We start from the raw sequence: 10,421 nt of genomic DNA, 5'->3' as shown, positions 1-10,421 counted from the left end.
TTTACTTCGATACCTTTGATGGAAATGCGGTTGGGACGGAGGATTTTCTGTGGGCGATGCAGAGTGAAAGTCCGGTCGATTTGAGCCAGTTTAAACGGTGGTATTCTCAAGAACGTACCCCGACACTCCATATTTCGAGTACCTATTCTCCTGAGCTTTCAGAATTGGTGCTGCGAATCGTCCAAAAGGTTCCGAAAAATACTAAGAATCAAGAGCAACTCCCTTATGCGTTGCCTCTGAATATCGCCCTTTTATCCGAGAATGGTGAGGAATTTGATCTGATCACTTCGGACGTTATTCTCCTCAACTCTGCTACGTTATGGATCACCGATGAGGTTAGTGAAGTGAGATTTAGTGCGATCACCTTAGAGCCTAAACTCTCTTTAAACCGTCATTTTAGTGCTCCGGTGATTATCGAGTGCGACGAAGTCGATTATCCATTTTTAATGGCACACGATCGGGATGGATTTGTCCGTTATGAGGCGGCAAACCGTTTCGGTATCGAAACCTTAGAGGCGATGATGAGTGGTGCTGAGGTGAATGAACGCTACATCGAGAGCTACGGGGCTTTGTTACGTGATAGCACGATGGATCCGATGTTTAAATCGCAAGTCTTAGAACTTCCGAGCATTACGACCATGATGCAGCGTCAAGAGACGATCGATGTGGTCTCCATATACAATGCGCAAGAGGAGCTAAAACGGGTGTTAGCAAAACGCTATTTTAGTGAGCTTCGAGAAGAGATTAGTGGATTATACACACCAACGAACACCGATATAGACGGGATCAGCATCGGCAAACGGGCTTTAAAAAATCGCCTTTTGGGGATTGTGATGAGTTTGGGAGATGAGTCGATCAGCCAAATGTGCCGAGAACATTACTATGAGGCACGCTCGATGAGTGAGCGCTTAGCAGCGTTGGATTTACTAGAGAACTACGCTCCTGAATTAGCGCACGCACCGTTGGCGGATTTTTACGATCGCTACAATAATCAAACTTTGGTGATGAATAAATACTTTAGTGTTCTTGCATCCACCAGACGTGAGGGGACACTCCAACGCGTCATTGCACTTCAAGAAGATCCTGCGTATGATCTCAAAATACCGAATCTAGTACGTTCTTTGATTGGAAGTTTTACCCGTAATCCGGTTGCTTTTTATGAGAGAAGCGGAGAGGGATTTAGATTTGTTGCCGAAAAAGTGATCGAAATTGATGCCCTCAACCCTCAAATCGCTTCGGGGCTTGCGGGGGCATTTAAAAATTATGGTCGTTTAAATATCGAGCAAAAAATGCTGATGGGGTTGGAATTGGAGCGGATTAAAAATCATCCGAATCTTTCCAACAACGTGTATGAGATTGTGACAAAAATTTTACAAAGGTGATTACATTCCCGGAATGCGGGGGATATACCCTATCTTTGAGAGTTTGTAATACCAGCCCCATCCGATCTTCATCCAATGACCGATGATCGGCATAGGAATTAGAAGAGCCTTTTTATCATCACGATAAATAAAACCGGCTCCATTTCCCATGTCCATTACGCATAGAATACTGAGATGATTGTGATACCCTTTTTTCTCACCTGATTTTAGCCCTTGTGAAATAGCACTATTATGAGCCGCATTGCGTGCCATAATTTCAGCAATGTGACCTTGTTTAGCTTTCCAGTCAGGTCCTTCTAACGCTGCAGCATCCCCAATTGCATACCATCCCTCAACCCCTTCGACTTCGCAGTAATTATTGATACGGATAAATCCGGCATTATTTTGGGGTAGATCGGAGGATTGAATCATATCAGAACCATTTCCGGCAGGAATAAACATAATAAGATCACTTTCCAAACGGCTATCGTCTTCAAAGACAATCGTGTCATTTTCAAAATATTTAATTTTTTTACCGTAGCGGGTAGTAAAATGGTTTTGTTGAAACAGCGTACGCATCATTTTAAGAGCTTTTTCTCCCATACGCGCTCCTGGAGAAGGCATCGGAGCAAAAAAAGTCATCTCATAGTTGTCGCGAATTTTGAGTTTTTTAAGGCGGTGATGAAGATTGAAAAAAAGCTCAAACCCTGGACCTCCACGCATGGCGCTTTGGTCATTAGGATTGCCGCCGAATCCAAAAGTGATTTTTCCTGATCCTTTGGCAATTAGCGCATCAATTTTTTCTTTGAGTAGAAGGGACTGTTCGGGTGCTCCGCAGATAGAGAGGGTATGTTCTAATCCAGGATGTTTCATCTTTGCGGCACCGATAGCAATCACGAGATATTCGACAGATCGTTCTCCAGTTTGTTCGAGTATAAGTGTTTTAGTACGAGCATTGATACCTGTAACGCGGTCGATCAAAAGGGTAAAGCCGTGTACTTTTGCAATTTTTGCCAAAGGATAGGCAACATTCTCGAATGAAGTTGTTCCGACCGGAATCCAAATAGCGGTTGGATAAATAAATAAATATTCCCTCTCACTGATGAGCTCTACATTAAAACCCTCTTTGCGATAATAGATCGCTGCTTCAACTCCTGCAATTCCACCACCGATGATAACTATATTTTTCATTAAGACCACCTTCTTTATAACTATAAATATTCATTATTAAAACATAGCATTATTATATATAGTTATTATAATATTAATGATGTGTAAAGTCAACAGATGAATACCTTTTATTCGTCAAATTAGATTAAATTATGATCTTTTTGAAAGAAGTTTTGTAAGAGAGAGATAGAAAAAACGTAGTGCTGCAATGAGGAGATAAAGAATAAGAATATAAATAAACGGATGGAAAAAGTTTTCTTTTTCCATCATTAGTTTAAATCGTTCGACGGGTGCGTTTAAGAAATCTGGATGTATCAATGGTGCCAAAATCAGCATCAATATTACAAAAATCAAAAGCTCTCGACGCAGAATAAGCCCCATTTTACATCAATCCCCGCATCATCAAATGCCAGTACATCGGTTTGAGCATATAAAGATCAAATGCCCACCAAATCCATCGTTCCTCACCAACAGAAAGTGGGAAGGAAGGGGCAGCACCGAGGTAGTTAAACTCGGCAAGAATGATTTTACCGTATTGTGTTTTGAGTGGACATACGGTATATCCGTCAAATTTTTGATGCAAAGTTTTTTTCTCCATTTGGGAGATGAGGTTAGCGACCATGATCGGTCCGTGGTGGCGTGCACTTCCTCCGGTTTTCCCTAGAGGAATTCCACAGACGTCTCCGATTCCAAAAACATTTGGATAGCGGTTATGCTGTAGAGTTTCTTGGTCAACTTCGAGCCATCCGGCTGCTGTCCCTTTTTGCCATCCAAGTGGTGAATTTTTAACCGCATCAGGGGCAGACATGGGAGGGACAATATGGATGAAATCATATTCTATAGGGACACGTTCAACCGTTGTAATAATCTCATACTCTTCCAAGTCTTCGTCATATGCACCTTTGGTTTCTACTTTGGTTTCAAAGGTGGCTATTTTTTTCTCAGCATCGATAGCAACAAGGTTATGTTTGAATTTATTGGTAATATTCCCATAACGAGGTTGAACCACTTTGGTAAGAGTTTCATTGACAGCAGGAATGCCGAAAAGCTTGTCTCCGTTCATAGCAAATGTAAAATCAGCAGTGAGTGAATCATGTTTTAAAAAATCGTTTACCAGATAGAGGATTTTTTGCGGTGCTCCGCCACATTTGATTGGAGTTGAGGGCTGAGTACAGATAACACGAGGTTTACCATTTTTTGCCGCTGCTTTAACGTCGTTGAACCATTGCCATGTAATTTCACCTCCTTGAGCTGTACCTTTTTCGAGATCGTTCAAATAAACGCTTGAAATACCATTTTTTCCGATCATATCGGTAGTGAGTCCTTCGATTTTTTCGTAATGATAAACCAATCCGGTAGCAACAACAAGAAAATCGTATTTGACAATTTCACCGCTTCGGGTCACCACATGATTATTATCCGGATCGAAAGTACTCACTTCGTCTTTAATCCATTTAACATCATCTGGGATCATATCGAGATTACTCCCCATTATATCTTCAGGAGCATACTCACCCGCTGCGACAAAAACTTGTCCAGGTTGATAAATATGTTTTTCATTTGGAGCAATAATAGTGATATCCGGATTTAAAAGGGCACTGCGTAAGCGTGCCATTGCCATAATTCCTCCGGCACCTCCACCAACAATAACAATTTTCCCTTTAGCATCCGATGCAGATGCTTTAGTTACGTTTCCAGATGCAGAAGATGCGAGAACGCCAGCCGCAATAGGAGAGAGCCCCATAAATTTGAGGGCATCACGACGTGACATTCCCTCTTGGATAATATCAAGTGGATTTTTTTCAATTTTAGACATTATTACTTCCTTAGTATTGATAGCGCACGAAAGCGCGAAGTTCTTGAGAATTGTCGAGATTTTGAGTATCTGGATCCATCATATACGAGCTATTGGCACGATATTGGTGATCAAGATAGGTATATCGCAACTGTGCGGTTAAATTTTTACCGACGATAGGAATATTCCAATACCCCTCGTAGACGCTACCGCGTGTTGCGATTTTTGATCCGGTCATTGAATCTTCTGCCCATGTCATAGGTGTCCAATATTTACTGCCCCAATTGTATTCTAATCCAAATCGTCCCCCATCGGTGATTTGATCTGGAAACAAAAAGCCTGCCCAAAGGCTATAGCCTGTTTTATCCTCTAGGGATCCTAACATGTTGATACCTCGATTAGGATGAGTGGAAGAGACTCCCGCACTGGCGAAGAGAGTGGAATTTTCTAAAAATTCATTCTCTTCACTTAAGCCGTCAAGTTGATACGATATAGCTCCGAGATGAGCGGTTCCCGCTGATCGTAGGTTTCCTAGACTATCTGGCTCTCCTTTGACATTAGTGATTTTTGCATATTGTGCCATTAGATTACTTGCGCCATCGTTATAAATTGACATTGGAAAGACAATAAAATCGACAGTACCGTCTGTTGTTGAATCATTTAAATAGGTAGAGGTATTGATAGAATCATTGGAGCGACCGTAAACAACTTTGAGATACGATCCAGGAAGGAATACTTTATCAAAATCAAACTGTACCATCGCCGCATCGACTTCCATGTTAGTAATATGTGCCAGAGGTGAACCCGGTTTTTTATTTCCTTCACGATGATTTGCTAAAAAACCATCCGTTGCCGCACGTCTTCCGGTACTGAATGTCATAGGTACGTCCCAATCGTTACCGAATTTATAAACAAAATAGGCTTGGCGCAGGCGAAGATCAACATCGTGAGGTCGAGAGCTTGCACGCCAGTTATCATCATTCCAAGTAATATCTTCAGGTTGAACTCCCCAGTAATTATATACGGCAAGTTGTCCATAGAAAAATAGATTTTCCGTTGCTTTTGATCCCATTCCCAACCATAAACGATTAGTCATCAGGGTATTGGATTCGATACCACTTACCCCTTTATAATCAATACTGTGAACCCCACTGCGAAAATCGATATCCCATTTGATATTATCATTAGAGCTTTGAGCGTTGACTTTTGAGAGTAGATCGCTTTGGGCGGTTTGTTCTTCTTTGATGGACGTTTGTGATTCTTGGAGAACCGTTTGAGTCTGAACAATAGTACCTTGAGCTTTTTCGAGTTGTTCAATCCGTTTCATCAACATTTCGATCTGTTTTTGCAAAGCAGCCTCATCGGCATGAGTGATTGTGCCGATCGTTAATGCCGCTGCTAGTGATAGATGCTTTATCATCATATTTCTTCCTCAAGTTTTTTAGAGTGACTTCTCTTTAGATATTCCGAGTCGTTTATTGTGATAAAAGCGAATTGGAAGATTTAAAGAGAGTTCGAGTCATTGAAACCCGAGGGTTTCAATAAATTGTGATTAGCAAGATGGGATATTTCCACTGTCTTTTGCAAAATCATGGACGAAGTTGTACATGTGCTCTTCGGTCTTTTTGAATTTGTCACTTTCAAAATAGGTTTTTCCAGCGGGGCACGCTTCGGTCATCTTTTTGTCTAATGTGCCTGCTTTGTACGCTTTGTCCCAGTCTGCTTGTTTGAATTTAGCGGCGAATACCCCACCGGTAATACCACAAACCTCTTTCAGATTTTTTTGGTAGAGTTTTTTCCCTTTTTCTGCATCAGCAAATACTGATGAACTAAGTACACTGATTGAAAGGAGTGCAACCATAGCTGTTTTAGTGAATGATGTCATCGTAGAATCCTTTTGTATGTTATTTAGATGAGGCAAAAACGCTCAAATACTCCGAGCGGAAATAATAGCTATTTGAACATAAAAATAATATAAAGTTAATCAATATATTATGTGACATTATAATTATCCATTAATTCGTCAAATAATATTTATTTATAACCTATATAATGTTGGAATTACTTTAAAATGTGACTATTGATAAATGAAACTTGCTGGGAAAAAAAGTAACACTTATACCTTTTATGGAAATCTTAATTTAAATTATAATGGTTATTTTAAGGATGTGATAAAATTGTGATATAATGCTATTATAATCATCTTTTATGGAATTACTTACGAAGGAGAATCAATGGCAAGAGTAGTCGTCCTCGGTGGCGGTGTTGCTGGACATACTGCCGCGACATTTGCGGCAGATTGGCTCGGAAAAGATCACGAGGTAGTGGTAGTAACCCCTAACTCAAAATGGAACTGGATCCCATCAAATATTTGGGTGGGTGTTGGTCAAATGACAAAAGAAGAGGTCACTTTTGATCTCGCTCCTGTCTATGAAAAAGCGGGTATTACCTATAAGCAGGCCAAAGCAGTAAGTCTTAATCCTGAAGGAAATACAAGCAGTGACAAACCATTTGTTACGATCGAGTATACCGGTCAAGGTAAAGCAGGTCAAAGCGAAGAGGTAGCGTATGATTATCTTATCAACGCTACAGGACCGAAGCTGAATTTTGCTGCAACTCCGGGTCTTGGCGATGCTAATGGTTTGGGTGAATTTACCGTTTCCGTATGTACGGCGGATCACGCGGATCACGCAGCACACGAATTTGCAAAATGTATCGAAAAAATGAAAAAAGGGGAGCGTCAAAAATTCCTCATCGGTACGGGTCACGGTATGTGTACTTGTCAAGGTGCCGCATTTGAGTACATTTTCAACATCGAGCATGAACTACGTAAAGCAGGTGTTCGTGATATGGCAGATATGCAATGGATCTCTAACGAATCATTTCTCGGTGACTTCGGTATCGGCGGATTGCACATGAAACGCGGCGGTTACGCAGCATCTTCACGTCTTTTTGCAGAGTCTTTGTATTCTGAGCGTGGAGTTAACTGGTTGATCGGTGCTCATGTTAACAAAGTTGAAAAAGGGAAAGTTTCGTATGAGCTTCTCGATGGTTCAATGGGTGAAGAGACTTTCGATTTCGCGATGTTGATTCCACCTTTCGCCGGAGTAGGACTTAAGGCGTATGATAAAGCAGGTGAAGATATTACATCTACGGTATTTGCGCCAAGCGGATTTATGAAAGTTGATGCAAAATACGATGCAGGTGCGTATGAAAACTGGAAAGCATCTGACTGGCCACGTACTTACCAAAACCCAACGTACAAAAATCTCTTTGCAGCAGGTATCGCGTTTGCTCCTCCGCATCCGATTTCTAAACCAATGACGACGCCAAACGGTACTCAAATTTTCCCAACGCCTCCACGTACAGGTATGCCAAGTGGTATTATCGGTAAAGCGGTAGCACACAGTGTTTGTGATTTGATCAAAAAAGGGCCGAGTGCACACTTGCATGAAGCGTCTATGGCAGAAATGGGTGCGGCGTGTGTTGCATCAGCAGGTAAAGGTCTATTTGACGGTACCGCTGCGGCATTGACTGTTTATCCGGTTGTTCCTGACTTCGAAAAATATCCTGGTCTCGGACGTGATTTGGATTACACTTTCGGTGAAATCGGACTTGCAGGTCACTGGATTAAACACATCCTTCACCACATGTTTATTTATAAAGCCAAGCTCAATCCGGGCTGGACAATGATCCCGGAATAAAGACCTGACCCTTTAAATTCTCAAAAACGTAGTTTTTGTAGCTTTAGGGGGTTGCAAGGGACATTTGTCCCTGCCACTAAAACGGATGTATTCGTTTTAGTGTGTAACATCAGTAAAAAAAGGAGAATATATTTATGAAAGAAATCGAAAAATACGTTAAACCGTACGATGCAAACTACACCACAATGGTACCAACAAGTTTTGTTAAATTTTTTCGTACTTGCCTTATTTGGCAGTTTATCCGCTTTGTCATGATCAACATTAAAATGTTGATCGTTGTTCGTAAAAGCCACTAATAAAAGCCCCTCTCGGGGCTATACCTCCCTATAAAGACTTACCTATGATTAAAGAATTGATCACCTATCCCGATGAGCGGATTAAATATATTTCTGCCGATGTTCGGAAATTTGATGATGAGTTGTTTGAACTGTTGGAAAATATGCACGATACGATGGAACATCATGGTCTGAATGCACTTTCTGCGATCCAAATTGCAATCCCTTTTAGTGCTATCATTATCAAAGAGGCTCAAGAGACATTTGAACTGATTAATGCACGGATTATTGTTAATGAGGGAGTTGCTGAGGCGGAGGAGAAAAGTGCTTATTTCCCTTCCGGCTTTAGTGCTACTATCAAGCGTTACGGAAAGATAAAAGTGGTGTATGAAAACCGCCATGGAGAGTTATGCCATCTCGATATTGAAGGGGAATTTTCTCGAAGAGTCCAGCAACAGATCGATTTTCTCTTTGGGGGGACATTACTCGATAAACTCAATAAAGAGGGTCGTACAGAGGCAGAAAAACAGCTCTCAGATGAGGGCTTTGTTGCAGGAGAAGCGTGTCCTGTCGTTTTTGTCCGCGATTATTTTAAACGGGGAGCTAAATATCTTTTGGTATTCGTTACTTTAACATTTATTCTCCCTCTTTTTGTTTCATCCCAGTTACGTGAATTAGTCTATACCCTCGATAAATATGCTATCATCGGTGTAGTACTGTTGATGATTATTTATTTTATTTATGGACAGTATGAAGGTAAAAAATATAAGCAGTGTACGAGTTGTCAAATCGGCAATATTATCGGTACCGTTGCAATTTTAGCTTTTCAACTTCTGATTACCTCACTCGGTGTTTTTTACTGGGTAGCACCTTAATAATAAAATATTATATTTTTTACTTTTTTAGAGTATTATAATTTAAAAAGTTTGTTGTGTAAGGAACTTTATAATGTCTCTTCCGGATATAACGGCTCTAGCCCAATCAAAAGATATTTTAATCGCAGAAAAAGAAGCCATTTTAGTTGAATGGATATCTGAAACATCATGTGAAATAATCTTACAGCGGCATGAAATTGATGTTGATTTTTTTAAAGTTGAATATGCTGGAAATGTATTCAATTATTTTATGGGTGTTGTTGCGGGTCATATGGCGATTGGGGAGTGTCCTGTTATTGTTGAACTGATTGAGTATCTTAAAAATAAAGAGTTTCGTGCAGATGAGTTATTTGTACTTTGTACCCATTTTAAACGCTCTGTTCTCAATGCGACGTACCGTTTAAACATTAATGATCAAGAAGTATTTTTTGCTATTAGCTATCTTTTTGATCAAAACTTTGCCAGCATACTTAAGCTTTATACAGACACAATTTACCAAAAAGAGCAAGAAGCTATCAATGCTTCGAAAGCCAAAGAATATTTTTTGTCTAACATGTCTCATGAGATTCGTACACCACTCAATGCTATTTTGGGATTTGTATCTTTACTTAAAGATGAAACAATTAATCCTCGATATCAACAATATCTTGATATTATTTCTAACAGTGGGGAAAACCTTCTCCATATTATCAATGATATTTTGGATTTTTCAAAACTGCGAAGCGGTGAGTTTACAGTTGATCCGCAGCCGTTTAACATTCACGATGAGATATCACATACCATGGAACTTTTTGTTCCGGGTGCCAATTCAAAAAGCATTACCCTTACCAGTTTTATAGATCCCGCGATCCCGTATGAATTGGTAGCCGATGCTTTACGGATCAAACAAATTGTGGGTAATTTTCTGAGTAATGCTATTAAATTTAGCCATAATGGTGGAGCAATACATGTTGAATCACGTTATGAAAACGGAATTTTGTTTCTTTCAGTTGCAGATGATGGAATGGGGATAGCGTTGGGTGAACAGGAAAGAATTTTTGATGCTTTTTCGCAAGCACAAGAAAATAGTTCAAAAGTACATGGTGGAACAGGATTGGGGCTTTCGATTTGTAAGCAGCTAGCAATGCATATGGGAGGGACTATAGAGTTAAAATCTTCACCATCGCAAGGGAGCATTTTTACGTTAAAAATACCGGTGATTGTCAATCGTGAATGTACGTTGAGCAAATTTGATCTTTCAA

9 protein-coding genes are annotated in these 10,421 nt (G+C 40.3%); 5 read left to right on the top strand and 4 right to left on the bottom strand.

Features of this window, described 5'->3' with window-relative positions:
• Window positions 1-1,382 (top strand): DUF3458 domain-containing protein (locus WA010_RS07010; RefSeq protein ID WP_422556418.1); only part of this gene is annotated, 1,382 nt, incomplete at its 5' end.
• Here WA010_RS07010 and WA010_RS07005 read toward each other — a convergent pair.
• The 4 genes from WA010_RS07005 to WA010_RS06990 form a co-directional block, all read right to left on the bottom strand.
• Window positions 1,383-2,552: an NAD(P)/FAD-dependent oxidoreductase gene (locus tag WA010_RS07005; protein WP_422556417.1), complete on the bottom strand. Its 1,170-nt coding sequence runs from the start codon at window positions 2,550-2,552 to the stop codon at window positions 1,383-1,385.
• 361 nt (window positions 2,553-2,913) lie between these two features.
• Window positions 2,914-4,347 (bottom strand): NAD(P)/FAD-dependent oxidoreductase, encoded by a 1,434-nt coding sequence (locus WA010_RS07000; protein ID WP_422556416.1) that lies wholly within the window; start codon window positions 4,345-4,347, stop codon window positions 2,914-2,916.
• A gap of 10 nt (window positions 4,348-4,357) precedes the next feature.
• Complete coding sequence (locus tag WA010_RS06995; RefSeq protein ID WP_422556415.1) at window positions 4,358-5,749, bottom strand: DUF3373 family protein; 1,392 nt, start codon at window positions 5,747-5,749, stop codon at window positions 4,358-4,360.
• A gap of 129 nt (window positions 5,750-5,878) precedes the next feature.
• Window positions 5,879-6,211, bottom strand: a complete 333-nt coding sequence (locus WA010_RS06990) for a cytochrome C (protein ID WP_422556414.1) — start codon at window positions 6,209-6,211, stop codon at window positions 5,879-5,881.
• A gap of 349 nt (window positions 6,212-6,560) precedes the next feature.
• Between WA010_RS06990 and WA010_RS06985 the strand changes: the two genes are divergently transcribed.
• From WA010_RS06985 to WA010_RS06970, 4 genes are all read left to right on the top strand, one after another.
• A complete protein-coding gene (locus WA010_RS06985; protein ID WP_422556413.1) occupies window positions 6,561-8,030 on the top strand; it encodes an NAD(P)/FAD-dependent oxidoreductase in 1,470 nt (489 codons plus the stop codon).
• A 134-nt stretch (window positions 8,031-8,164) separates the two neighbouring features.
• Entirely contained in the window at window positions 8,165-8,326 is a 162-nt protein-coding gene (locus tag WA010_RS06980) for a hypothetical protein (protein ID WP_422556412.1), read from the top strand.
• 44 nt (window positions 8,327-8,370) lie between these two features.
• Complete coding sequence (locus tag WA010_RS06975; protein WP_422556411.1) at window positions 8,371-9,180, top strand: peptide deformylase; 810 nt, start codon at window positions 8,371-8,373, stop codon at window positions 9,178-9,180.
• A gap of 73 nt (window positions 9,181-9,253) precedes the next feature.
• Window positions 9,254-10,421 (top strand): sensor histidine kinase (locus WA010_RS06970; protein ID WP_422556410.1); only part of this gene is annotated, 1,168 nt, incomplete at its 3' end.

The sequence above is a fragment of the Sulfuricurvum sp. genome, assembly GCF_049305995.1.
Taxonomy (GTDB): Bacteria; Campylobacterota; Campylobacteria; order Campylobacterales; family Sulfurimonadaceae; genus Sulfuricurvum.
This window is presented reverse-complemented; position numbering and strand designations above follow the sequence as displayed.

Excerpts from the sequence above, each read along its gene's own strand:
- WA010_RS07005 (WP_422556417.1), bottom strand. The coding sequence starts at position 2,552 with ATGAAAAATATAGTTATCATCGGTGGTGGAATTGCAGGAGTTGAAGCA.
- WA010_RS07000 (WP_422556416.1), bottom strand. The coding sequence starts at position 4,347 with ATGTCTAAAATTGAAAAAAATCCACTTGATATTATCCAAGAGGGAATG.
- WA010_RS06995 (WP_422556415.1), bottom strand. The coding sequence starts at position 5,749 with ATGATGATAAAGCATCTATCACTAGCAGCGGCATTAACGATCGGCACA.
- WA010_RS06990 (WP_422556414.1), bottom strand. The coding sequence starts at position 6,211 with ATGACATCATTCACTAAAACAGCTATGGTTGCACTCCTTTCAATCAGT.
- WA010_RS06985 (WP_422556413.1), top strand. The coding sequence starts at position 6,561 with ATGGCAAGAGTAGTCGTCCTCGGTGGCGGTGTTGCTGGACATACTGCC.
- WA010_RS06980 (WP_422556412.1), top strand. The coding sequence starts at position 8,165 with ATGAAAGAAATCGAAAAATACGTTAAACCGTACGATGCAAACTACACC.
- WA010_RS06975 (WP_422556411.1), top strand. The coding sequence starts at position 8,371 with ATGATTAAAGAATTGATCACCTATCCCGATGAGCGGATTAAATATATT.